Source organism: Halomonas alimentaria (genome assembly GCF_009902005.1).
GTDB lineage: Bacteria > Pseudomonadota > Gammaproteobacteria > Pseudomonadales > Halomonadaceae > Halomonas > Halomonas alimentaria.
Map to the genome: position 1 here is coordinate 1204541 of NZ_WUTT01000001.1, position 23553 is coordinate 1228093.

General features: G+C 65.9%; 21 protein-coding genes and 6 tRNA genes. 19 read left to right on the forward strand and 8 right to left on the reverse strand.

Annotation, left to right across the window (positions count from 1 at the left end; translation table 11 throughout):
• The first annotated feature begins 2 nt into the window (after positions 1-2).
• The 7 genes from GRB96_RS05745 (at position 3) to GRB96_RS05775 (ending at position 7635) form a co-directional block, all read left to right on the forward strand.
• Positions 3-79: transfer RNA gene (locus GRB96_RS05745), tRNA-Asp, on the forward strand.
• A 51-nt stretch (positions 80-130) separates the two neighbouring features.
• Positions 131-207, forward strand: a tRNA-Val gene (locus GRB96_RS05750).
• Positions 208-210: 3 nt separating this feature from the next.
• Positions 211-287, forward strand: a tRNA-Asp gene (locus tag GRB96_RS05755).
• Positions 288-543: 256 nt separating this feature from the next.
• Entirely contained in the window at positions 544-2556 is a 2013-nt protein-coding gene (locus GRB96_RS05760; RefSeq protein WP_161431248.1) for an NADPH-dependent 2,4-dienoyl-CoA reductase, read from the forward strand.
• Positions 2557-2790: 234 nt separating this feature from the next.
• The gene (locus tag GRB96_RS05765; protein WP_161431249.1) at positions 2791-4713 is read left to right on the forward strand and encodes a PrkA family serine protein kinase; all 1923 of its coding nucleotides are present in this window, start codon (positions 2791-2793) and stop codon (positions 4711-4713) included.
• 51 nt (positions 4714-4764) lie between these two features.
• The gene (locus GRB96_RS05770; protein ID WP_161431250.1) at positions 4765-6051 is read left to right on the forward strand and encodes a YeaH/YhbH family protein; all 1287 of its coding nucleotides are present in this window, start codon (positions 4765-4767) and stop codon (positions 6049-6051) included.
• Between the two features lie 27 nt (positions 6052-6078).
• Positions 6079-7635, forward strand: coding sequence for a SpoVR family protein (locus tag GRB96_RS05775; protein WP_161431251.1), 1557 nt, complete (start codon positions 6079-6081; stop codon positions 7633-7635).
• 116 nt (positions 7636-7751) lie between these two features.
• Here the strand turns inward: GRB96_RS05775 and GRB96_RS05780 are convergent, their stop codons facing one another.
• Positions 7752-8066, reverse strand: coding sequence for a high-potential iron-sulfur protein (locus GRB96_RS05780; protein ID WP_161431252.1), 315 nt, complete (start codon positions 8064-8066; stop codon positions 7752-7754).
• Between the two features lie 304 nt (positions 8067-8370).
• On the opposite strand from GRB96_RS05780, the gene GRB96_RS05785 reads away from it, so the two are divergent.
• Both GRB96_RS05785 and GRB96_RS05790 read left to right on the forward strand, forming a co-directional pair.
• Positions 8371-8646: an Lrp/AsnC family transcriptional regulator gene (locus GRB96_RS05785; RefSeq protein WP_161431253.1), complete on the forward strand. Its 276-nt coding sequence runs from the start codon at positions 8371-8373 to the stop codon at positions 8644-8646.
• Positions 8647-8742: 96 nt separating this feature from the next.
• Positions 8743-9609 (forward strand): DNA/RNA non-specific endonuclease, encoded by an 867-nt coding sequence (locus GRB96_RS05790; protein ID WP_161431254.1) that lies wholly within the window; start codon positions 8743-8745, stop codon positions 9607-9609.
• An 87-nt stretch (positions 9610-9696) separates the two neighbouring features.
• Here GRB96_RS05790 and GRB96_RS05795 read toward each other — a convergent pair.
• The 3 genes from GRB96_RS05795 to GRB96_RS05805 form a co-directional block, all read right to left on the reverse strand.
• Positions 9697-9783: transfer RNA gene (locus tag GRB96_RS05795), tRNA-Leu, on the reverse strand.
• 38 nt (positions 9784-9821) lie between these two features.
• Positions 9822-9908: transfer RNA gene (locus GRB96_RS05800), tRNA-Leu, on the reverse strand.
• 32 nt (positions 9909-9940) lie between these two features.
• Positions 9941-10027: transfer RNA gene (locus GRB96_RS05805), tRNA-Leu, on the reverse strand.
• A gap of 222 nt (positions 10028-10249) precedes the next feature.
• On the opposite strand from GRB96_RS05805, the gene rnr reads away from it, so the two are divergent.
• The gene (gene rnr / locus GRB96_RS05810) at positions 10250-12682 is read left to right on the forward strand and encodes a ribonuclease R (RefSeq protein WP_161431255.1); all 2433 of its coding nucleotides are present in this window, start codon (positions 10250-10252) and stop codon (positions 12680-12682) included.
• A gap of 53 nt (positions 12683-12735) precedes the next feature.
• Complete coding sequence (gene rlmB / locus GRB96_RS05815) at positions 12736-13545, forward strand: 23S rRNA (guanosine(2251)-2'-O)-methyltransferase RlmB (protein ID WP_161431256.1); 810 nt, start codon at positions 12736-12738, stop codon at positions 13543-13545.
• Between the two features lie 68 nt (positions 13546-13613).
• Here the strand turns inward: rlmB and GRB96_RS05820 are convergent, their stop codons facing one another.
• A complete protein-coding gene (locus tag GRB96_RS05820) occupies positions 13614-14996 on the reverse strand; it encodes an NAD(P)-binding domain-containing protein (protein WP_161431257.1) in 1383 nt (460 codons plus the stop codon).
• A gap of 559 nt (positions 14997-15555) precedes the next feature.
• Here GRB96_RS05820 and rpsF point away from each other — a divergent pair.
• From rpsF to GRB96_RS05855, 7 genes are all read left to right on the forward strand, one after another.
• Complete coding sequence (gene rpsF, locus GRB96_RS05825) at positions 15556-15939, forward strand: 30S ribosomal protein S6 (protein ID WP_161431258.1); 384 nt, start codon at positions 15556-15558, stop codon at positions 15937-15939.
• A 33-nt stretch (positions 15940-15972) separates the two neighbouring features.
• On the forward strand, positions 15973-16200 hold the full coding sequence (rpsR, locus tag GRB96_RS05830; protein ID WP_027960188.1) for a 30S ribosomal protein S18: 228 nt from the start codon (positions 15973-15975) through the stop codon (positions 16198-16200).
• Between the two features lie 12 nt (positions 16201-16212).
• Positions 16213-17064 carry a hypothetical protein gene (locus GRB96_RS05835; protein ID WP_161431259.1) on the forward strand — a complete coding sequence of 284 codons (852 nt, stop codon included), beginning with the start codon at positions 16213-16215 and terminating at the stop codon, positions 17062-17064.
• A 15-nt stretch (positions 17065-17079) separates the two neighbouring features.
• Positions 17080-17526 (forward strand): 50S ribosomal protein L9, encoded by a 447-nt coding sequence (gene rplI, locus GRB96_RS05840; protein ID WP_161431260.1) that lies wholly within the window; start codon positions 17080-17082, stop codon positions 17524-17526.
• 121 nt (positions 17527-17647) lie between these two features.
• The gene (dnaB, locus tag GRB96_RS05845) at positions 17648-19036 is read left to right on the forward strand and encodes a replicative DNA helicase (RefSeq protein ID WP_161431261.1); all 1389 of its coding nucleotides are present in this window, start codon (positions 17648-17650) and stop codon (positions 19034-19036) included.
• Positions 19037-19115: 79 nt separating this feature from the next.
• Positions 19116-19409, forward strand: a complete 294-nt coding sequence (locus GRB96_RS05850) for a hypothetical protein (protein ID WP_161431262.1) — start codon at positions 19116-19118, stop codon at positions 19407-19409.
• A gap of 119 nt (positions 19410-19528) precedes the next feature.
• Positions 19529-19831: a DUF6482 family protein gene (locus tag GRB96_RS05855; RefSeq protein ID WP_161431263.1), complete on the forward strand. Its 303-nt coding sequence runs from the start codon at positions 19529-19531 to the stop codon at positions 19829-19831.
• A gap of 58 nt (positions 19832-19889) precedes the next feature.
• Here the strand turns inward: GRB96_RS05855 and GRB96_RS05860 are convergent, their stop codons facing one another.
• Both GRB96_RS05860 and GRB96_RS05865 read right to left on the reverse strand, forming a co-directional pair.
• Complete coding sequence (locus tag GRB96_RS05860; protein WP_161431264.1) at positions 19890-20282, reverse strand: thiol-disulfide oxidoreductase DCC family protein; 393 nt, start codon at positions 20280-20282, stop codon at positions 19890-19892.
• Positions 20279-21889, reverse strand: coding sequence for a cryptochrome/photolyase family protein (locus GRB96_RS05865; protein ID WP_161431265.1), 1611 nt, complete (start codon positions 21887-21889; stop codon positions 20279-20281). Before GRB96_RS05865 ends, GRB96_RS05860 begins: the two co-directional genes overlap by 4 nt.
• A gap of 120 nt (positions 21890-22009) precedes the next feature.
• Here GRB96_RS05865 and hemH point away from each other — a divergent pair, with 120 nt between their 5' ends.
• The gene (hemH, locus tag GRB96_RS05870) at positions 22010-23098 is read left to right on the forward strand and encodes a ferrochelatase (RefSeq protein WP_240894133.1); all 1089 of its coding nucleotides are present in this window, start codon (positions 22010-22012) and stop codon (positions 23096-23098) included.
• 56 nt (positions 23099-23154) lie between these two features.
• Here the strand turns inward: hemH and GRB96_RS05875 are convergent, their stop codons facing one another.
• Complete coding sequence (locus GRB96_RS05875) at positions 23155-23547, reverse strand: Na+/H+ antiporter subunit G (RefSeq protein WP_205743499.1); 393 nt, start codon at positions 23545-23547, stop codon at positions 23155-23157.
• Between the last annotated feature and the right edge of the window lie 6 nt (positions 23548-23553).

A 23553-nucleotide genomic window follows, 5' to 3' on the forward strand; every position in this document is an offset into this window, starting at 1 on the left:
GCGGACCGGTAGTTCAGTTGGTTAGAATGCCGGCCTGTCACGCCGGAGGTCGCGGGTTCGAGTCCCGTCCGGTCCGCCATCAAGGCCTGGCAGCTTGCTTGAGATAGTGCAGTAACTTGTGCGATTGCGTGGGTGATTAGCTCAGTTGGTTAGAGCACCAGCCTCACATGCTGGGGGTCACTGGTTCGAATCCGGTATCACCCACCACGCGGACCGGTAGTTCAGTTGGTTAGAATGCCGGCCTGTCACGCCGGAGGTCGCGGGTTCGAGTCCCGTCCGGTCCGCCATTATCGCCACGAATTCCCGAAGCCCCGAGCCTTGCTCGGGGCTTCTTCGTGTGTGCGCCACTCATCTCCGGCCATGGCATTTTTCCGCTTCTGCTGACCGCCCCGTCTGCCCTTGCTGACCCTTCCTGAGTCTCTCGCCACCATGCTGGGCTGGCCTCGTCCGCGCCCCGAGGCTTTGCACGCCTGCATCAGCTGTCATACAGTTGTTTGAATTCGGTCCGATGACAACTTCCCCGACAATGCCCGGAGCGCCACCATGACCGCCTATCCCCACCTGTTTCGCCCCCTCGAGCTTGGTCATCTGACCCTGCCCAACCGGATCCTGATGGGCTCCATGCACACCAACCTGGAGGAGGTGCCGGGTGGTTTCGCGCGCCTGGCGGCCTTTTATGCCGAACGCGTCCGGGAGGGCGTCGGGCTGATCGTCACCGGCGGCATCGCGCCGAACCCTGAGGGGGCCGTCTTCCAGGGGGCGGCAACCCTGGAGCGCGAGGAGCAACTGGATGATCACCGCGGGGTGGTAGAGGCGGTGCACGGAGAGGGTGGCCGGGTCTGCATGCAGATCCTGCATGCCGGGCGCTACGCCTATACGCCGGAACCGGTAGCGCCCTCGGCGATCCAGGCGCCCATCAACCCCTTTGCCCCCCGGGCGCTGACCAGCGAGGAGGTGGAGCGCCAGATCGACGACTACGTACGCTGCGCCACGCTTGCCAAGCGGGCCGGCTACGATGGCGTGGAGGTGATGGGTTCCGAGGGGTACCTGATCAACCAGTTCATCTGTCGGCGCACCAACCAGCGCGATGACGCCTGGGGCGGGGAGTTCGAGCAGCGTATCCGCTTCCCGCTGGAGATCGTGCGGCGCATCCGCGAGGCGGTCGGCGACGACTTCCTGGTGATCTTCCGCCTCTCCATGATCGATCTGGTGGAGGAGGGCAGCACCCATGATGAGGTGGTGGCCCTGGCCAGGGCGATCGAGGCGGCCGGAGCGGATGCGCTCAACACCGGGATCGGCTGGCACGAGGCGCGCATCCCCACCATCGTCACCAGCGTGCCCCGGGCAGCCTTTACCGAGGTGACCCGGCGACTGAAGGGCGCGGTCTCCCTGCCGCTGATCACCACCAACCGCATCAACATGCCCGAGGTCGCCGAGCGGGTGCTGGCCGAAGGGCATGCCGACATGGTCAGCATGGCGCGGCCCTTCCTCGCCGACCCGGCCTGGGTCAGCAAGGCCGCGGCGGGACGCAGTGACGAGATCAATACCTGTATCGCCTGTAACCAGGCCTGCCTCGACCACACCTTCGCCGGCAAGCTCACCTCCTGTCTGGTCAACCCGCGAGCCGGTCACGAGACCGAGCTGGTCATCGAGCCGGTGGCGACGCCGCGCCGCATCGCCGTGGTGGGTGGCGGGCCGGCGGGCCTGGCCGCCGCGCTGACCGCGGCCGAACGTGGTCACGCGGTCACCCTCTTCGAGCGGGATGGCGAACTCGGGGGCCAGTTCCACTATGCTCGCCAGATTCCCGGCAAGGAGGAGTTCGCCGAGACCCTGCGCTACTTCCGGGTGATGCTGGACAAGCACGGGGTCGAGGTGCGACTCAACCATGCCGCGGAGGTGGCGACGCTGGCCGACTTCGACGCGGTGGTGCTGGCCAGCGGCGTGCGTCCGCGCCGACTCGAGCTGCCCGGTGCCGATCACCCCAAGGTGATGGGCTATCCCGAGGCGATCCAGCATCCCGAACGGGTGGGGCCGCGGGTGGCGATCATCGGAGCGGGAGGCATCGGCTTCGATGTGGCCGAGCTGCTGACCCAGGTCGGCCAGCCGTCGCTGGATGCCGAGGCCTGGTGCGAGGAGTGGGGCGTGGACCTCGCCGTCTCCACACCCGGGGGACTCACGGCGCCGCGTCCCCCGGAGGTGCCGCGCCGGGTCTTCCTGCTGCAACGCAAGACCAGCAAGCCCGGTCGCGGGCTCGGCAAGACCACCGGCTGGGTGCATCGCGCCTCGCTCAAGCAGCGCGGGGTGGAGGCCCTTGCCGGTTGCGAATATCGGCATATCGATGATGCCGGCCTGCATATCCGTCACGCCGATCAGCCACGCCTGCTGGAGGTCGATACGGTGGTGGTCTGTGTCGGCCAGGAGTCGGTACGCGAGCTCTATGAGCCACTGCGCGAGGCCGGTGTGGCGGTGCATCTGGTCGGTGGCGCAAGCGAGCCCGGTGAGCTCGATGCCAAGCGTGCCATCGACCAGGGGACCCGGGTGGCCGCCACGCTCTGAGCGTTGCCGGGTCGTTGTGCTGCGGGCCTGCCGTCATCGTGATGGCAGGCCCGCTGCGTTGAATGCTCCGCTCCGACGGTGTCGAACCATGAGTCCGTTGCGGGCTCATAGGGATACAGAGAAGCGTTGACAGGATGTCAGCCGATAGTGTGCCGCGCTGACCTACGCTGAAGGTGACCCTGTTCTCGTGCGCCCCCATGCCGGCGCCGAGCCATCGGGCTTAAGGAGGCATCGATGAGCATCTTCGACCATGTGCAGAACCGTTTCGCCCGCGTCCAGCAGGAGGAGATGAGCCTGCAGGAGTATCTGGAGCTGTGTCGCGAGGAACCGCTGGCCTATGCCTCGGCCGCCGAGCGCATGCTTCAGGCGATCGGCGAGCCGGAGGTCATCGACACGGCCAAGGACCCACGGCTGTCACGCATCTTCTCCAACAAGGTGATTCGCCGCTACCCGGCCTTTGCCGAGTTCTACGGCATGGAGGAGTCGATCGAGCAGATCGTCGCCTACTTTCGCCATGCCGCCCAGGGGCTGGAGGAGCGCAAGCAGATCCTCTACCTGCTGGGGCCGGTGGGCGGCGGCAAGTCATCCCTGGCCGAGCGCCTCAAGCTGTTGATGGAGAAGGTGCCCTTCTATGCCATCAAGGATTCGCCGGTCTACGAGTCGCCGCTGGGGCTGTTCTCGCCGGAGGAGGATGGTGAGCTGCTGGAGAAGGAGTATGGGGTTCCCCGCCGCTACCTGAAGAGCGTGATGTCGCCCTGGGCGGCCAAGCGTCTCAAGGAGTATGGCGGCGACATCAGCCAGTTCCGGGTGGTGCGCCTCTATCCCTCGCGGCTCAACCAGATCGCCATCTCCAAGACCGAGCCCGGCGACGAGAACAACCAGGACATCTCATCGCTGGTGGGCAAGGTGGATATCCGCCAGCTCGAGCTCTACTCCCAGGACGATCCCGACGCCTACAGCTTCTCCGGTGGCCTGTGCCGAGCCAACCAGGGGCTGATGGAGTTTGTCGAGATGTTCAAGGCGCCGATCAAGGTGCTGCATCCCCTGCTCACCGCCACCCAGGAGGGCAACTACAACCCCACCGAGGGCATGGGGGCGATCCCCTTCGAGGGCATCGTGCTGGCCCACTCCAACGAGAGCGAGTGGCAGACCTTCCGCAACAACCGCAACAACGAGGCCTTCCTGGACCGGGTCTACATGGTCAAGGTGCCCTACTGCCTGCGGGTCTCCGAAGAGATCAATATCTACAAGAAGTTACTCGAGCACTCGTCGCTGTCCCAGGCACCCTGTGCGCCGGACACCCTGCGCATGCTTGCCCAGTTCTCGGTGCTCTCGCGGCTCAAGGAGCCGGAGAACTCGAGCATCTACTCCAAGATGCGGGTCTACGACGGCGAGAACCTCAAGGACACCGATCCCAAGGCCAAGTCGATCCAGGAGTACCGTGATGCCGCCGGGGTTGACGAGGGCATGGACGGGCTCTCCACCCGCTTCGCCTTCAAGATCCTTTCCAAGGTGTTCAACTTCGACAGCCACGAGGTGGCGGCCAACCCGGTGCACCTGCTCTACGTGCTGGAGCAGCGCCTGGAGCAGGAGCAGCTGCCGCGCGAGACCTTCGAGCGCTACCTGCGCTTCATCAAGGAGTTCCTGGCGCCGCGCTACGTAGACTTCATCGGCAAGGAGATCCAGACGGCCTACCTCGAGTCCTACTCCGAGTACGGCCAGAACATCTTCGACCGCTATGTCACCTACGCCGACTTCTGGATCCAGGACCAGGAGTACCGCGACCCCGAGACCGGCGAGTTCCTCGACCGCCAGGCTCTCAACGAGGAACTGGAGAAGATCGAGAAGCCGGCGGGCATCTCCAATCCCAAGGACTTCCGCCACGAGGTGGTCAACTTCGTGCTGCGGGCGCGTGCCCAGAACAACGGCATGAACCCCAGCTGGCAGTCCTACGAGAAGCTGCGTGGGGTGATCGAACACAAGATGTTCGCCAACACCGAGGAGCTGTTGCCGGTGATCTCCTTCAACGCCAAGGCCTCCAGTGCTGACCAGAAGAAGCACGAGGACTTCGTGGCTCGCATGGTGGAGCGCGGCTACACCGAGAAACAGGTGCGCCTGCTCTCCGAGTGGTACCTGCGGGTGCGCAAGTCCCAGTAGCCCGACGCTGCGCCGTGGCGGCAGACCCCCGCGGCGGGCAGGAGAGTTGCCATGAGCTACTTCATCGACCGACGGGCCAATGCCAAGCACAAGAGCGCGGTCAACCGCCAGCGCTTCCTCGACCGCTATCGCACCCATATCAAGCGGTCGGTGGAGGAGGCGGTCAATCGCCGCTCGATCACCGACATGGAGCGCGGCGAGAAGGTCTCGATACCCGCCCGTGACATCTCCGAGCCCGTCTTCCAGCACGGCGCCGGTGGCAAGCGTCGCATCGTCGCGCCAGGCAACAAGGAGTTCGTCGAGGGCGACCGCATGCGCCGCCCCGGCGGTGGCGGCAGCGGTGACGGCGCGGGGGAGGGCGGCGCCTCGAACCAGGGCGAGGGGGTGGACGAGTTCGCCTTCACCCTCTCCCGGGAGGAGTTCCTTAACTTCGTCTTCGATGGCCTGGAGTTGCCCCACCTGGAGCGCAAGGCGCTGGTGGATCTCGACGAGGTGCGCCCGGTGCGCGCCGGGGTCTCCAAGGAGGGGGTGCCGGCGCGGATCAATATCGTGCGCTCCATGCGCGAGGCCCACGCCCGGCGCATCGCCATGCGCGCGCCGATCCGGCGTGCCCTGCGCGAGGCCCGCGAGGCGCTGGAGGCCGAGGAGCGCAAGGACCCGGTGTTACGTAATCCGGCTCGCATCAATGAGCTCAGGGCCGAGGTGGAGCGCCTCGAGAAGCGTCTCGAGGCGGTGCCCTTCATCGATACCTACGACCTGCGCTACAACCACCTGGTCAACCAGCCCCAGCCCTCCAGCAAGGCGGTGATGTTCTGCGTGATGGACGTCTCCGGCTCCATGACCCAGGCCCACAAGGACATCGCCAAGCGCTTCTTCCTGCTGCTCTACCTGTTCCTCGAGCGCAACTACGAGAAGGTCGAGCTGGTCTTCGTGCGCCACCACACCGCCGCCCGGGAGGTCGACGAGGAGGAGTTCTTCTACTCCCGGGAGACCGGCGGCACCATCGTCTCCAGCGCCCTGTCCCTGGTCGACGAGATCATTGCCGAGCGTTACCCGCCTGGGCAGTGGAACCTCTACGTGGCCCAGGCCTCGGACGGCGACAACTGGGACGACGACTCGGTGGCCTGCCGCGACCTGCTGATCAGCAAGCTCATGCCGCGGCTGCAGTACTTCACCTACGTGGAGATCACTCCCCACGCCCATCAGGCGCTGTGGGAGGAGTACGAGAGCGTGGCCGCCGAGTTTCCGGCGCGCTTCGCCATGCGCCAGATCGTCGAGGCCGGAGATATCTACCCGGTGTTCCGCGAGCTGTTCAAGCGCCGCGTCACCGGCGGTTGAGGGCCGGTCAGCGGCCGAGGAGGCAAGATGACCCGACGCAAGCCCATCGCCACGGGATCCGACTGGAGCTTCGAGATACTCGCCGAGTTCGAGCGGGAGATTGCCCGCCTGGCAGACGAGTATCGCCTGGATACCTATCCCAACCAGATCGAGGTGATCACCTCCGAGCAGATGATGGATGCCTACGCCAGCGTGGGCATGCCGGTGGGCTACCACCACTGGTCATTCGGCAAGCAATTCCTGGCCGTGGAGCAGGCCTATCGCCGCGGCCAGATGGGGCTGGCCTACGAGTTGGTGATCAACTCTGACCCCTGCATCGCCTACCTGATGGAGGAGAACACCCTGATGATGCAGGTGCTGGTCATGGCCCACGCCTGCTATGGCCACAACTCCTTCTTCAAGGGTAACTACCTGTTCCGTACCTGGACCGATGCCGGCTCGATCATTGACTACCTGGTGTTCGCCCGGAAATACATCGCCGAGTGCGAGGAGCGTCACGGGGTCGCCGCCGTCGAGCAGCTGCTGGATGCCTGCCACGCCCTGCAGAATTACGGCGTCGATCGCTACAAGCGGCCCTCGCCGATCTCCACCGAGGAGGAGGTGCGTCGCCAGAAGGAGCGCGAGGAGCTGCTGCAGGCCCAGGTCAACACCCTATGGCGCACCATCCCGGGGCGCCCCTCGCCAGAGGCGCTGGGCGACGCACAGGACACCGAAGACCCGTTGGGCCTGCACTCGGGGGGGCGCTACCCGTCGGAGCCCCAGGAGAACCTGCTCTATTTCATCGAGAAGAATGCGCCGCTGCTGGCGCCGTGGCAGCGCGAGGTGGTGCGCATCGTGCGCAAGCTGGCCCAGTACTTCTATCCCCAGCGCCAGACCCAGGTGATGAACGAGGGATGGGCCACCTTCTGGCACTACACCCTGATGAACCGGCTCTATGAAGAGGGGGCGGTGGATGAGGGGCTGATGCTGGAGTTCCTGCAGTCCCATACGGCGGTGGTGCAGCAGCCCGCCTTCGACAGCCCCTGGTACAACGGCATCAATCCCTATGCGCTGGGATTCGCCATCTTCAGCGACCTCAGACGCCTCTGCGAGGCCCCCACCGAGGAGGACCGCCTCTGGTTTCCCGATACCGCCGGCAGCGACTGGCGCGAGACCCTGGAGTTCGCCATGAAGAACTTCAAGGACGAGTCCTTCATCCAGCAGTTCCTGTCGCCCAAGGTAATCCGCGACCTCAAGCTGTTCATGGTGCTCGACGACGACCATGAAGAGATGCTGGAGGTGACGGCAATCCATGACGAGCGGGGCTACCGGCGCATCCGCGAGGCGCTGGCGGCTCATTACGCCCTGTCCGTGCGTGAGCCCAATATCCAGGTCTACTCGGCGGATATCCGCGGCGACCGTTCGCTGACCCTGCACCATATACAGGATGATCGCCGCCCGCTGGCGCGCAGCGTCTATCCGGTAATCCGCCACCTGCATCAGCTGTGGGGGTTCCCGGTGCACCTGGAGTCGATCCAGGGCGAGCATGTGGTGCGGCGCTACCAGTGGCCGCTACCGGACGAGGAGGATGCCGAGCGCGCCTGACCCGGTGCGGCACGCCTGTCACTGGCCGTTACCCTTTTGCCTTCCTTCAACGACAGGACCCGCGCCTGGGCGCGGGTCCTCGCTTATGCCGGGTAGCGGCCGGAGCCGTCCGGATATCAGCTCTGGGCGGTCCAGGACTGGCACCAGCCCGCCGGCTCGACGCTGTTCTGGGGGAACAGCTGGCAGCCATTGGTGTCGGCCTGGAAGAACATGCAGTTGTCGCACTGCTCGCCTTCCGCATAGGCAGGGTGATCGGCGGCCTCGGTGGCATCCTTGACGTAGTTGAGGGCCTGGGCCTGCTCGGCGGAGGGGTCCAGCGGCGGCAGGTCCTGAGCGAAGGCGCTCTTGGACAGGATGCCGGCACCCAGCGGCAGGGCAGCCATGCCCAGCAGGCTGTTACGCATGAAATCACGACGGCTGTGGTTAGCCATGGAATCTCCTTATTGTCTCGTTGCCAGTCACGGTCGGGCGTCTGCCCGCTATCCTCGGGTGGTGACCCACCTCTCGAACTCCGACAGTCGGCTGCCGGAGGAGTTCGTCAACCCATGGTAGTCAAGGCGCCGGGCTCATGCGAACACGTGGCTGCGACGGCTTGTCGCAGTCACGCGAGGTGTCTGGCCACTCGCGATTCTTCCCGGCCCCCGGCACTGATATACTCGATGCCAGCCCCCGGGCAGCCGTCGATGAATGCCCGCCACCCACTCCGCCCTCGGGGCGCAAGCTGGAGAGAGCCCGATGCAGAATGCCGTGATCCTGATCAATGCCGAGAAGGGACAGGTCAAGTCGGTGGCCGAGCGCCTGGCCGACGTGGAGGGGATCAGCGAGGTCTACTCCACCTGCGGTCGCTATGACCTGGTGGCCATCGCCCGTACGCGCGACTTCGAGAGCCTGGCAGAGCTGGTCACCGGACGTCTCAATGCGGTGGAGGGCATCCGCGACACCGAGACGCTGAATGCCATGCAGGTGCACTCCCGCCACGACCTGGAGACCATGTTCTCGCTGGGCTGGTAGCCTGAGTCGCGGCTCGCCGCCAGCGATGTAGCGGCGGCCTGCCGCGCCTGCCTTCACCTGTAGTTCCCTGTCCCTCTATCGGAAAGCCATTCACGGATGAGTCGCCGACGTTCCCCCCTGTTGCGCCGTGGCCGACCGCTGCGGCGCCTTGCCGTCAGCCTGCTGTTCGTGGCCGTGGGTACCGGCCTGTGGCATTTTCAGGCCCGCGAGCTGCGTGATTCCCTGGTGTGGATGGGCGTGCCCGAATGGCAGCAGGTATCGCCCACCAGCTTCCACCGTGTGCTGCGCAATGAAGGTTTCCTGGTGGGCTGGTCCGATGTGCGGGTCAATCCGCTGTGGGTCAGTTATCGACTCCAGGCGGTGGAGGATCCCCGATCCGGGCCGCGCCCCGGGTTTCGCCAGGATTGGCGCACCCTGTGGCCCATCGGTACCGACCACTATGCCGGCAGCGGCTTCGACCGCGGCCACCTGGCGCCCAATTACGCCATCGCCGCGGTGCATGGTCGTGATGCCCAGCTCGACACTTTCTACATGAGCAACATGACGCCTCAGCGTCCCGATCTCAATCGACGGCTATGGCAGCGCCTGGAGGAGGTGGTGATGGACCACTTCGTGCCTCGCTTCGGCGCGGTGCAGGTGATAACCGGGCCGGTATTCCCCGAGGGCTTCCTCGACAACGTCTTCAACCGGGTCGGCTTCGTGGAGGTTCCCGAGGCCTTCTACAAGATCATCGTGGTGCCCGCCGAGCGCCCCCGGGCGCTGGCCTTCCTGATGCCTCAGGGAGTGCGCGGCGACGAGCCGCTGGATGACTTTCTGGTGAGCATCGACGAACTGGAGGCGCGAACCGGACTCGACTTCTTTCCCAACCTGCCGGCAGCGGCCGCCGAGGCGCTGGAGGGCCGGGTGAGTACCCGTGGCTGGGCGCTGGAGGAGGTCGCAAATCGACCCGGGCGCTTCGAGTAAATCCATCGAGCAGGCACAAAAAAACCGCGATCCATGTCGCGGTTTCCTGTGTGTATCGTCTGATCCAGCCTGCATGACGCTAAAAAATGGTGCCCAGGAGAGGACTTGAACCTCCACATCCGTAAGGATACTAGCACCTGAAGCTAGCGCGTCTACCAATTCCGCCACCTGGGCGCATCATGCATCTCGTCGTGTCCGCGTCTCCGAAGGAGTGGTGCCCAGGAGAGGACTTGAACCTCCACGTCCGTAAGGACACTAGCACCTGAAGCTAGCGCGTCTACCAATTCCGCCACCTGGGCGAACACGAGCGAGTCGTACTGTAAAAGAGCGATGGTGCCCAGAAGAGGACTTGAACCTCCACGTCCGTAAGGACACTAGCACCTGAAGCTAGCGCGTCTACCAATTCCGCCATCTGGGCAGGCGACGCGTATGGTACCCGAATTCGCCGGCTTTGCAAGAGGCAGGATGGCCGCGAGGTGTTTTTTTCCAGCCTCGAGGGGCCCGCCAAGGTTGGGTGGCCGCGCCCGCGGCGCTATACTGCGGCAATGATCAATGAATCCCCAAGCAACACCTCGTTCCCGCGGCGCTCGAGCGCCTCCTTACTCATGTCGTCCCCGACCCTGCCAAGGATGCACCGCGCATGACCCACTGGACGCTCAGCGACGATCCGCACGCGGAACGCGAAGCCCACAAGTATGACAAGCCCGCCCCCAGCCGCGAGTACCTGCTCGCCCGTCTGGAGGAGGTCGGCAAGCCGATCACCCACGAGAGGATGAGCCAGCAGCTGGGCCTCGAGGATGAGGAGCTCCAGGAGGCGGTGCGTCGCCGGCTGGCGGCCATGGAGCGCGATGGCCAGGTGCTGCGCAACCGTGCCGGTGCCTACGCGCTGATCGACAAGCTCGACCTGATCAAGGGCAAGGTGCTGGGGCACCGTGACGGCTTCGGCTTCCTGCTGCGTGACGACGGCAAGAAGCCTGATCTGGTTCTGCCGCCGCGGCAGATGCGCCGTGTCTTCCACGGCGATCACGTGCTGGCACGTGTCAGCGGTCGCGACCGCCGCGGCCGCGACGAGGCCACCATCGCCGAGGTGCTGGCGCGCAACACCCAGACCATCGTCGGCGTCTATCGCCAGAACACCCCCGAGTTCGGTGTGCTGATCCCCGAGAATGCCCGCATTACCCAGGAGATCATCATTCCCCACAGCGCCTGTGGGGGGGCGAAGGATGGCCAGGTGGTCTCGGCGCACATCGTCAAGCAGCCCGAGACCCGGGTGCAGCCGGTGGGCGAGGTGATCGAGGTGCTGGGCGAGCGCATGGATCCCGGGATGGAGATCGATATCGCCATCCGCAGCTACGAGATCCCCGCCGAATTTCCGCCGGAGGTCCACGACCAGATCGCCGGCATGTCCGCCGAGGTGGCCGAGGAGGACACGCATCGGCGCATCGACCTGCGCGACGTGCCGCTGGTGACCATCGACGACGAGAGCGCCAAGGACTTCGATGACGCCGTCTGCGCCTGGAAGACCAAGTCCGGGAGCTGGAAGCTGCTGGTGGCCATTGCCGACGTCTCCCACTATGTGAGACCGGGCAGCGCCCTGGACCAGGAGGCGATCCGCCGCGGCAACTCTGTCTACTTCCCGGGACAGGTGGTGCCGATGTTGCCGGAGCTGCTCTCCAACGGGCTCTGCTCGCTCAACCCGGCCGTCGATCGCCTGGCCCTGGTCTGCGAGATGAATATCTCCCAGAGCGGTGCCATCAGTCGCTACCGCTTCTACGAGGCGGTGTTCCAGTCCCATGCGCGCCTCACCTACAACAAGGTGGCGGCGATCCTCGACGACGAGGGGCAGGAGGGCGAGGCCCTGCGCGAGGAGTACAGCGAGCTGGTGCCGTCGCTGAAGAACCTGCACGCCCTCTACCGGCTGCTGCGCGAGGCCCGGGTCGAGCGGGGCGCCATCGACTTCGAGACCACCGAGACGGCCATCGTCTTCAATGACGAGCGCAAGATCGAGAAGATCGTGCCGCGCTCCCGCAACGATGCCCACAAGATCATCGAGGAGTGCATGCTGGCGGCCAACGTGGCCACCGCGCGCTTCCTCGACAAGCATGACCTGCCGGCCCTCTACCGCATCCACGAGAAGCCCTCGCCGGAGCGCCTCGACAAGCTGCGCCTGTTCCTCAACGAACTGGGCCTGTCGCTGGCCGGCGGCGACGACCCGAGTCCCCAGGACTATCGTGACCTGGCCGAGGCCATCAAGGGGCGTCCCGATACCGACGTCATCCAGACGGTGATGCTGCGCTCCATGAGCCGGGCGGTCTATTCGCCCCAGAATGATGGCCACTTCGGCCTGGCCTATCCGGCCTATGCCCACTTCACCTCGCCGATCCGGCGCTACCCGGACCTGCTGGTGCATCGCGCCATCCGCTCGGTGATCCGTGGGCCGCGCCAGACCAATACGGTACTGCGTGCCGACGGGGCGGCGGTGGAGCCACCCAGCAAGTGGGCGCCCTATACCTTCGAGCAGATGCTCGAACTCGGCGAGCACTGCTCGATGACCGAGCGCCGTGCCGACGATGCCACCCGCGACGTCGAGGACTGGCTCAAGTGCGAGTTCATGTCCGACAAGCTCGGCGAGGTCTACGACGGCACCATCGCCTCGGTGACCCAGTTCGGCATCTTCGTGCGGCTCGACGAGGTCTATGTCGAGGGGCTGGTCCACGTCACCTCGCTGCCCTCCGACTACTACCATTACGAGCCGGAGAAGCACCGCCTCAAGGGCGAGCGCAGTGGCATGAGCTACCGCCTCGGCGACGGCGTCACGGTGCAGGTGGCCCGGGTCGACCTGGACGATCGCAAGATCGACTTCGCCCTGGCCGACGACAAGCCGCGCCCCCAGCGTGCGCCGCGCCGGCGCCGTGCGGTGGATGATGCGCCTGCCAAGGGGCGCGCCAGCGCCGGTGGCAAGCCGCCCAAGGCCGAGGCATCCCGGGGCGACACCGCCGCCAAGGGCGACAAGTCCGACAAGGGCGATGGCCGCAAGCGCAGCGGCAACCGTCGGCGCCGTTCGCGGCGCTGAATCCTGTGGCGGGCCACCGGGCCCGCCGTGTGACCCTCGATGAAGCGATAACCATGAAGCACAAGCGACCCCACCGGCCTGCCGCCGGCAAGCCCGCCGCACCCGGTGGCCTGGAGGCGGTATTCGGCGTCCACGCCGTGCGTGCCTTGATCGAACGCGGCGAGACGCCTCGCGAACTGTGGGTGCAGGAGGGCAGTGCGGGGGCGCGCCTGGCCGAACTGGTCGAGGTCGCCCGCCGCGGCGGCGCCCGCATCCAATCGCGTCCGCGTGACGAGCTCGACCGCCTGGCCCAGGGCGCCGCCCACCAGGGTGTCGTGGCCTTCACCACGCCGCTGGCGTTCGAGGCCGAGAATGCACTGTGGTTCCGCCTGGAGGCCTGGCCCCATGCGACGCCCCCGCTGCTGCTGGTGCTCGACGGTATCACCGACGTGCACAACTTCGGCGCCTGCCTGCGCAGTGCCGATGCCGCCGGGGTGCATGGGGTGATCGTGGCCAAGGACAAGGCCGCGCCGCTCAACGCCACGGTGCGCAAGGTCGCCTGCGGTGCCGCCGAGAGCGTGCCGGTCTATCAGGTCACCAACCTCTCTCGTGCCCTGGCCAGGCTCAAGTCGCTCGGCGTCTGGGTCACCGGCACCGCTGGTGAGGCCGAATCGCTGATCTTCGAGGTCGACCTCACCGGGCCCACGGCGCTGGTGATGGGGGCCGAAGGCAAGGGCATGCGCCGCCTGACCCGCGAGGCCTGCGACCAGCTGGTCAAGCTGCCCATGGCCGGCAGCGTCTCTAGCCTCAACGTCTCGGTGGCCACCGGCATCAGCCTCTTCGAGGCGGTTCGCCAGCGGGGGCGGGCGACGCCCGGGACCTGAAGCCCGGGGCCTGAAACGACAACGCCTGCCATACGGCAGGCGTTGTCGTCTCTACGCGGCGCGAACGATCAGCTGCCGGCTTCCTCGGGTTTGGCTGCCGGGCGTCTGGCAGGGGCGTCGAGGAAGGCCTCCAGCGAATCATCCATGGCATCCAGCCAGCGGGTATGGTGGGCCGGCGCCTGGGTGCCGGTCATCAGCGAGGAGTAGGACTTGTCACGGAAGGTCATGATGTCCGTGTGCTTGTGCTGCTCCCACTCGAGGAAGGTCCGGTTGACCCCCTCGATGTCGAAGCTCGGATAGTCGGTGGCATCGATCAGGCTGGCGACATAGTCGCCCTGGAAACGGATCATCTGCTCATCGTCTTCCAGCGCCTCCTCGCGCTCGCGCCAGGCCTGGCTGTCAGCCTGCATGGTCTCGCGGTCGGGGAGGGCGATGCGCTCCAGGATGATGTCGCGGACATACCAGGCCTGGGCGTCGAACATGTTGAAGGTGTACCACTGATCCTGCATGCCCAGGTAGAAGAGCCCGGGGTTGTCCTCCCAGACGACCCCGCGGTAGAGCCCCAGCGGCCACAGGCGATTGTTGGTCTGCAGACGCAGGGTGTCCGGCAGGAAGGGGAAGTGGTGCAGGTAGCCGGTGCACAGGATGATGGCATCGACCTGCTTGCTGGTGCCGTCGGCGAAGTAGGCGGTGTTGCCGTCGACCCGTTGCAGCAGGGGCTTCTCCTCCCAGTTCTCGGGCCAGTCGAAGCCCATGGGACGGGTGCGGTAGCTGGTGGTGATGCTGCGCGCGCCATACTTGTAGCACTGCGAGCCGATGTCCTCGGCGGAGTAGCTGCTGCCCACCAGCAGCAGGTTCTTGCCCTGGAACTCCAGGGCGTCCCGGAAATCGTGGGCATGCAGGATGCGGCCGTTGAAGGCCTCGAAGCCCTCGAACTCGGGCACGTTGGGCGTGGAGAAGTGGCCCGAGGCCACCACCACATGGTCGAAGATCTCGCTCTCGACCACGTCGCGCTCATGGTCATGCACGGTGACCAGGAAGGTCCCGTCGTTCTCCCGGTATTCCACATGACGGACGGGGCAGTTGAAGCGGATGTACTCGCGTACGCCTGACTTCTCGACGCGCCCCTTGATGTAGTCCCACAGCACGGCACGCGGCGGATAGGAGGCGATCGGCTTACCGAAGTGCTCCTCGAAGCTGTAGTCGGCGAACTCCAGGCACTCCTTGGGGCCGTTGGACCACAGGTAGCGGTACATGCTGCTGTGGACGGGTTCGCCATTGGCATCGAGGCCGGTGCGCCAGGTGTAGTTCCACTGGCCGCCCCAGTCGCTCTGCTTCTCGAAGCAGACCAGTTCGACGGGGTCGGCCCCCTTCTCGAAGGCTGACTGGAAGGCGCGCAGTTGCGCCAGGCCGCTGGGGCCGGCACCGATGATGGCAACACGTTTTGTCATGAATGGCTCCGTGAGAGAGGCTCGCCACGGCGCCGCCGACAGCGGCGGCCGGGTCGAGCATCGAGATGGCAGAAAGCATGGATGCCCGGTGCCCGTCAGGGGGCAGGACGCCTGGTCCGCGATTCGGTCCCGGGGTGGTGATCCGTGCCCGGGAGGGGGTGCGCCTGTCGTAGTGACGGGGCGGAGTGCTTGCTGATGGCGTCATGGCGCCGATTCCGAGGCAGGGCCCATGCAGGCCGGCAACAGCGGAGGAGAGGCGGCATGGCGCGCCCGGAATCAGTGCGGATGTGGCGTGTCGGCCACGGGGAAAGCGGGGTGATCCATAACTATGCGTTATCAAAATATGGATATTTGATTATTATGTCAAATATCCGTCCGGTACTGCCGCGCCCCCGAGGCCATGATCGAGGAAACGCGCCTTGCCAGTACGGCGGCCATTCTTTAGAATGCTTGCGCCCGTTCGTCCATCGAGCGGGCATTCGTGTTTCTTCTATCACCTCCTTGCTTCCCCGGAGCGCCGAGACCTCCCGAGGAAGCTGCCAAACCGCAAGGAGATCCCATGCGTCATTACGAAATCGTGTTCATGGTCCATCCGGACCAGAGCGAGCAGGTTCCGGCCATGGTCGAGCGCTACACCAGCCTCGTCACCGAGAACGGCGGCACCGTGCATCGCCTGGAGGATTGGGGCCGTCGTCACCTGGCCTACCCGATCAACAAGATCCACAAGGCTCACTACGTGCTGATGAACGTCGAGTGCAGCGGCGAGACCCTCGACGAGATCGAGAACATCTTCCGCTTCAACGACGCCATCATCCGCAGCCTGGTGGTGCGCTGCAACGAAGCCATCACCGAGGCCTCGCCGATGATGAAGCCGGTGGAAGAGAAGCGTACCCGTCGCGAAGACAAGCCCCGCGACGAGAAGCCCCGCGCCGAGTCCGCCTGATCACCCCCATCGCACGTCTGAAGGAGTCTTCACATGGCACGCTTTTTCCGTCGCCGCAAGTTCTGCCGTTTCACCGCCGAGGGCGTGAAGCAGATCGATTACAAGGATCTGGACACCCTCAAGGCCTACATCACCGAGACCGGCAAGATCGTTCCCAGCCGTATCACCGGTACCAAGGCCCGCTACCAGCGCCAGCTGGCTACCGCCGTCAAGCGCTCGCGCTACCTGGCACTGCTCCCCTACTCCGATAGCCACCAGTAAGCCGGCGGCAAGATGCTGACGATCGCCCGCTGGGTGATGCGCGGTACGCCCTACGCCTCCGGCGGGGCCGCCGTGGCCACCCTGATTCCCTGGCTGTTCTGGCTGGGGGCCGCCATCGCGGCCCTGGTCACCCTGCGTCGGGGACTCTCCCCGGCACTGCCGGTGATCGTGGCCGCCGCCGTGCCTTCGGGCTGGTGGTGGATGCAGGGGGATGTCATCCCGCTCTCCAGCGTGCTGCTGGTGACCCTGATGGCGGTGGTGCTGCGCTCCCGCCTGCGCTGGAGCGAGGCGCTGATCGTTGGCGCCCTGGCCGGCGCGGTGATGATCCAGCTGGGTATCTTCCTGCCCCCCGGGGGCACCGGGGAGATGCTCGACCAGCTGCGACAGGCCTCTCCCGAGGTGGAGCGCCTGCTCACCGAGCTGGGCAGCCAGGGGCTCGATGCCGAGCAGCTGGCGGGATTGCTGATCGGTGGAGTCACCGGTCTTATCGTGCTGATTGCCGCCGTGGCCTGTCTGGCCCTGGCGCGCAGCTGGCAGGCGGGACTCTATAACCCCGGGGGCTTCCGCGAGGAGTTCCACGCCCTGCGCCTGGCGCCGCGTGAGCTCGCCGTGCTGGTGGTGCTCGGGGTGATCGGCGCCGTGCTGGGGCTTCCGGGCCTGGGCATGCTGCTGTGGGTTCCGCTGCTGGTCGCCGGCATCGCCCTGGTGCATGGATTTATCGGACTGAAAGGGATGAACGGGCTGTGGCTGGTCGCCTTCTACCTGCTGCTGATCACCACCTGGCCCATGATTCTGATCGTGCTGCTGCTGGCCTTCATCGACGCCTTCGCGAACATTCGCGGGCGCCTGGCCAGCCGCAACTGACAAGAGGTTTACGAGATGGAAGTCATTCTGCTCGACAATATTGGCAAGCTGGGCGGCCTGGGTGACCAGGTCACCGTCAAGCCCGGTTACGGCCGCAACTACCTGGTGCCCTACGGCCTCGCCGTGCCGGCCACCAAGGACAACATCGAGGCCTTCGAGGCCCAGCGTGCCGAGCTCGAGGCCCAGGCTGCCGAGCGCAAGGCCGAGGCCGAGGCGCGTGCCGCCCAGCTCAACGAGATCGAGCTCTCCCTGGTCGCCAAGTCTGGCGACGAGGGCAAGCTGTTCGGCTCCATCGGGCCCCGCGACCTGGCCGATGCCATCGCCTCGGCCGGCATCGATGTGGCCAAGAGCGAAGTGCGCATGCCGGAAGGTCCGATCCGCGCCACCGGCGAGTACGACATTGCGCTGCGTCTGCACGCCGATGTCGAAGCCACCGTGCGCGTGGTGGTGGTGGCCGAGTAAGTCCTGACGGCCGCTCCTGACGAGGGGCGCGGGGAGAGATCCTCGCGCCCCTCGTCGCGTTTTTATTGTGTCTGTCTGGGGTAGAATGGCGACCCCGCAATGCCCAGGGTGAACCATCGCCATGTCAGAGATGCTCGAGCACGACCAGGAAACCGCCGCCCTCAAGGTACCGCCCCACTCGCTGGAGGCGGAGCAGTCGGTGCTGGGCGGACTGATGCTCGACAACCAGGCCTGGGACAACGTCGCCGACCGCCTGGTGGCCGACGACTTCTATCGCTACGAGCACCGCCTGATCTTCAACGTCATGGCGGAGCTTGCCGAGTCGGCGCGGCCGCTGGACGTGGTGACCCTCTCCGAGGCGCTGGAGGGGCGTGACCAGCTGGACACCGTGGGCGGCCTGGCTACCCTCGCCGAACTGGCCCGCAATACCCCCTCCGCGAGCAATATCCGCGCCTATGCCGATATCGTTCGCGAGCGGGCGACCCTGCGCAAGCTGATCCGTGCCGCCAGCCAGATCGCCGATGGTGCCTTCAGCCCCCAGGGGCGGCCGGCGGATGAGCTGGTCGACGAGGCCGAGCGGCTGGTGTTCCAGATCAGCGAGGAGCGCCCCAAGTCGGGCGGCCCCATCGGCATGAGCGAGCTGCTCGCCAAGGCGGTGGACCGCATCGACGAGCTGTTCAACATGAAGGGCGAGATGACCGGCCTCTCCACCGGCTTCCGCGACCTGGACGAGATGACCTCGGGGCTGCAGCCCTCGGACCTGGTGATCATCGCCGGGAGGCCCTCGATGGGCAAGACCACCTTCGCGATGAACATCGTCGAACATGCCGTCATCTCCAGCGAGAAGCCGGTGATGGTGTTCTCCATGGAGATGCCCGCCGATGCCCTGATGCTGCGCATGCTCTCGTCGCTGGGGCGCATCGACCAGACGCGGGTGCGTACCGGCCAGCTGGAGGACGAGGACTGGCCGCGGCTGACCTCGGCAGTGAACCTGCTCAAGGACAAGCAGCTGTTCATCGATGATACCGCCGCGCTGTCGCCCAACGAGATGCGCTCGCGGATCCGCCGCCTGGTGCGTGAGCACGGCAACGTCGGCCTGGTGATGATCGACTACCTGCAGCTGATGCAGATCCCCGGCTTCTCCGAGAACCGTACCGGCGAGATATCCGAGATATCCCGCTCGCTCAAGGGGCTGGCCAAGGAGTTCGGCTGTCCGGTGGTGGCGCTCTCCCAGCTCAACCGCTCCCTCGAGCAGCGACCCAACAAGCGGCCGGTGATGTCGGACCTGCGCGAATCCGGCGCCATCGAGCAGGATGCCGACGTGATCGCCTTCGTCTATCGTGACGAGGTCTATAATCCCGACAACCCCGACAATCAGGGGCTGGCCGAGCTGATCATCGGCAAGCAACGTAACGGCCCCATCGGCACGGTGCATATGGCCTTCATCGGTCGCTATACCCGCTTCGAGGACCTGGCGCCCGACAGCTATGGAGATGGCTTCGGCGAGTGAGCGCGGGCGTCGCGGGTTGAGCCGGGGCGAGGGGCCCGTATAATGCCCACCCCCCGAACGAGTACAGGAAGGAGGCAGCATGGCAGGCGGATTTCAGCGCGGCAATCGACGCCGCACCCCCAAGCTGGAGGCGCGCGGCGAGCTCCAGTCCGTGGAGCGTGAAGGCCCGTTCAAGGAGTGGCTGGGCATGCCCGACCTCTACCGCTACCAGCTGATGGTGGAGGGTGAGACCTACAGCTACCAGACCGAGGACGCTGAACTGCCGGTGGCGGTGGGTGACCGTGTGGTGTTCCGCTACAAGGAGACCAAGGCCGGCAAGTGGGTCGACCGGAACTCCCTGGGCAAGGCGATCGATCCTTCCGACTATCAATAGCTTGTGGAACTCTCCTGGGGTCTCGTAGTCACATTTTCGACATGCAGCCGTCACCCTGGCGTCATCCTCCGGCGCCAGTCTGTGAGGACATGCAACTATAAGACACCCTGGAGGGATCCATGGATTTTCACGACCTCAAGGCCTTCGCGGCCCATCATGACAACTACGAGATTCGCGTCATCGGCCATGCCGGCAGTCGCTTCTATCAGGTAGAGCTGGAGGACATCGAGGGGCAGCGACACATGCTGACCCGTCAGGGCAAGCCGGTGCTGTTCCGCGCCCTGGACGACGTCTATGTGGAGCTCAAGCGTGCCGGCATTCACCGCGCTTACCTGGTGCAGCAGGTGCCTCACGACGAGGTGATCGGCCGCGCCACCCACTATCAGGACCCGCTGACTTCACGCATGCCGCTGGTCTTCTGAGCATCGTTCCGGTTTCTCGGCCGGCCCCTTCTCGTAGACCGCCTCCCGGCGAGACGATTCACCGCCGCCGCTTCTCCAGCCAGCGTCCCAGGCGCACCCGGCGGCGGGCAAACCAGCGATAACCCGCATCCATCAGCCCCGCCAGTCCCGGCAGGGTGCTCAGCCATACCAGCCGCTGGTAGCCCAGCACCGCGTAGAGCGCGCGGCTGGCGTCCATGCCGATGTACCAGTGGCCCCTGGCGTCCTGCAGGTGCAGCCGGCCCATCATTTCCTCGAAGGTCCGGCCCTGCGCCGTGGCGTCGAAGTCCGGTGCCTGGATATCCACCAGTGCCACACGCGCCCGTCGTGGATGTCGTTCCAGCCAGGCCACCTCACGCTGGCACAGCGGGCAGTCGCCGTCGTGGTAGAGGGTGACCGGCGGCGTGGCGGCGAGGGTATCGCGACGGCTCATGGGGTCTCCTCCTGGCGCGTGGTGCGGTAACCGGCGAGATGGCGGCGGCGCTCTTCAACGTCTCCCGCCTGGCGCCAGGCCGAGCTTCGCGGCAGCGCCGCCAGGAAGGCCTCCGCCTGCTCTCGCATGGCCGAACGCTTCTCGTCGCTCATCCTGGCCAGCGAGCCATAGATCAGTTTCATGCGCGGGTTGGCCGAGAGAGTCTCGGCATGACGCTCCAGGAAGCGCCAGTAGAGGCTGTTGAGCGGGCAGGCGTCGTCCCCGGTGACCCGCTTCGGGTCGAAGCGGCAGTGGCGACAGTGGTCCGACATGCGGTCGATATACTTGCCCGAGGCGCAGTAGGGCTTGGAGCCCATCAGGCCGCCATCGGCATGCAGCACCATCCCCAGGGTATTGGGCAGCTCCACCCACTCGCAGGCATCGGCGTAGACCGCCAGGTACCAGTCGCAGAGCGCCTCCGGCGATACATCACACAGCAGTGCGATGTTGCCGGTCACCATCAGCCGCTGGATATGGTGAGCATAGGCGTTGTCGCGGGTCATCTCGATGGCGCGCGCAAGGCAGCGCAGCTCGGTGTCGCCGCTCCAGTAGCAGGCCGGCAGGTCGCCCTCGGCCCCCAGGGCGTTGCCCGTCTTGTAATCGGGCATGCGTGTCCAGTAGAGGCCGCGCACATACTCCCTCCAGCCCAGGATCTGGCGTATAAAGCCCTCCACCGAGTTCAGCGGGGCGTGCCCCTCGAGATACTCCCGCTCCGCCGCCTCGCACACCTCGCGAGGCGACAGCAGCCCCAGGTTGAGTGCCGCCGCGAGCCGCGAGTGGAACAGGAAGGGCTCGACGTCGCTGATGGCGTCCTGGTAGCGACCGAACTCGGGGAGCAGGTGCTGGATGAAATGGCGCAGGTCGACCAGCGCCTGGCGCCGCGTCACCGGCCAGTGGAAGCCCTCGAGGCTGCCGAAGTGGTCGCCGAAGTGCTCCGCCACCAGCGCCAGGACCTCCTCGGTGACGGCGTCCCGACGGTGGTGCGGGGGTTCCGGGGCCGTGAGTGACTCCGGCAGCGGCTCGCGGTTGTCGTGGTCGAAGTTCCACTGCCCGCCGGCGGGCTGGTCATCCTCCATCAGGAGGCCCGTTCGCCGTCGCTGCTCCCGGTAGAAGTACTCCAGGCGCAGCGACTTTCGGCCGCGCGCCCAGGCGGCGAAGTCGTCCGGAGTGGTATAGAAGCGGTCATCCTCGAGCAGGCGCCAGGGCAGGGCGGCGCGCACACGCTCGTGCATCGCCTGCCACAGCCGCCACTCCCCGGGACGCATGACCTGGATCTCGTCGCAGCCGTAGAGGGCTGCCAGCCGCTCCGCCTCCTGGATCAGCCCCTGGGCGTTGTCGGCATCGTCCAGGGCGCTGTAGTGCACCCGGAAGCCCCTGTCGCGAAGTTCGGCGGCGAAGTGGCGCATGGCGGCCAGGATCAGTGCGATCTTCTGTGGGTGGTGGGGCACATAGGTGCCTTCGGCGGCCACCTCGCAGAGCGCCACCACGGCACCGTCGGGTGGGTCGCGCAGGCTGGCGAGCGTCGGGGTGAGCTGGTCGCCGAGCACCAGTACCAGGGGGCGGGACATGGCTTGACCTCGAATTGTACAAATCCATTTGATAGTACAACCCGATCGCCGTCGTCGCGAGGGTCCTGATACACTAGCCCCGTTTTCAACAACCGCACGTATCGACCAAGGAGCCAGCCCATGACCACCGCGACCCCGGATTCGGCCAATTCCGGCATGGACCACCCCGGCAGCGGCCGCCTGGCCCATGCGCCGGATGACCATCCGCCGATTCCGCGCGCCCGGGTCGGCGTGGTGCTGGTCAATCTGGGCACCCCGGACGCCACCGACTACTGGTCCATGCGCCGCTACCTGAGTGAGTTCCTCTCCGACAAGCGGGTGGTGGACTATCCGAGCTGGAAGTGGCAACCGCTGCTGCAGCTGATCATCCTTTCGCGGCGGCCCTTCAAGTCCGGCGAGGCCTACCGTGGCATCTGGAACACCGAGAAGGACGAGAGTCCGCTGTTGACCATCACCCGGAATCAGACCCGCAAGGTGGCCGAGGGGCTCGAGGAGCGCTACGGCGATCAGGTGATGGTCGACTTCGCCATGCGCTACGGCAATCCCTCTACCGACAGCGTGCTAAAGCGCCTTCAGGCGGCGGGCTGCGAGCGTATCCTGTTCTTCCCGCTCTACCCCCAGTACGCCTCGCCCACCACCGCCACCGCCAACGATCATGCCTTCCGAACCCTGATGAAGCTCAAGTGGCAGCCGGCGATTCGCACGGTGCCGGCCTATTTCGAGCATCCCCGCTATGTCGAGGCCCTGGCCAACTCGGTACGTGAGGCGTATGACGCCGCCGAGACGCCGCCGGAGGTGCTGGTGGCCTCCTATCATGGCGTGCCCAAGCGCTTCCTTATGGAAGGCGACCCCTACCACTGCCAGTGCCAGAAGACCACGCGACTGCTGCGCGAGGCCCTGGGCTGGGAAAAGGACAAGATCCAGACCGCCTTCCAGTCCCAGTTCGGTCCCGAGGAGTGGGTGGGGCCGGCCACCGTGGAGCATGTCGCCGAACTGGCGCGCCAGGGCAGGAAGCATATCGCCGTGGTCTCGCCGGCCTTCTCGGCCGACTGCGTGGAGACCCTGGAGGAGATCCAGGAGGAGATTCGCGACGCCTTCCTCGAGGCGGGCGGCGAGACCTTCACCTACGTGCCCTGTCTCAACGACCGCGAGGATCATGTCGCCGCGCTGCTCGCCATCATCCATAACGAGCTGGGTGGCTGGGTGTAGTCGTCGCAGCCGCAACACAGAACGCATCGGGCCCGCCATTGGCGGGCCCGATGCGCTCAGCCGTGGCCGCGGTCGGGGTGGGGTACCGGCTTCTCGCCGACCTCCTCGGGGCGTAGTTCCACGGGGGTGCCGATGGTCTTGTCCGCATGCTTGAGCTTCAGGTGCAGGCCGGTCTTGGCCAGCAGGTGGGCGCTGACCGGGGCGGTGATGAACAGGAACAGGGTGATCAGCATCTCCTGGATGTCGGGCTTGCCCTCGGTGCCCCAGAAGTAGAGCATCGAGCCGACCAGTATGCAGCCGATCCCCAGGGTGGTGGCCTTGGTGGGGCCGTGCAGGCGCATGTAGAAGTCGCGCAGGTGGGCCATGCCCAGTGAGCCGATGAACACGAAGGCGCCGCCGGCCACCAGCAGCAGGGAGGTGACTCCCTCGATAATCAGATGCAGGGTCATGACGCC